The sequence below is a fragment of the Pseudomonas sp. GW456-12-10-14-LB2 genome, from assembly GCF_002884345.1.
GTDB classification, from domain to species: Bacteria; Pseudomonadota; Gammaproteobacteria; order Pseudomonadales; family Pseudomonadaceae; genus Aquipseudomonas; species Aquipseudomonas paraglycinae.
This window is the reverse complement of sequence record NZ_POHV01000114.1, coordinates 1-284: the sequence shown is the minus strand read 5'-3', so window position 1 is coordinate 284 and position 284 is coordinate 1. Positions and strand designations below refer to the sequence as shown.

The 284-nt window shown below is 57.0% G+C and carries 1 protein-coding gene; it reads right to left on the bottom strand.

All coding sequences use genetic code 11. The features are described 5' to 3' along the window. Positions 1-247 (bottom strand): substrate-binding domain-containing protein (locus tag C1X29_RS28325; protein WP_256584418.1); only part of this gene is annotated, 247 nt, incomplete at its 3' end. Positions 248-284: the final 37 nt, after the last annotated feature.

The following is a 284-nucleotide window of genomic DNA, read 5'->3' as shown; positions in this document are numbered from 1 at the left end:
TGAGGGAGTCGGACGCAAAAATGGCAGTTGCACCACCGTCAAGTAGTCGTCGGGCACCCATGCGTCCTGACTCCTCCTGAAAGTCGCCTTCGACAACGAGGTCCTCGTCAACCTCCAGTCCATGTTCAGCCAACAGTTGACGATAGGCCTGATAACGCTCCAGACCGGTTGAAGTTTGTTGTGGTCCGGTAATGAAACCGATCCTGCGATGCCCGTGATCCACCAGGTGGTGGACGGCCTGTCTCATTCCATTCCAGGGATCAGAGGTGACGGCTGGCAGAGGC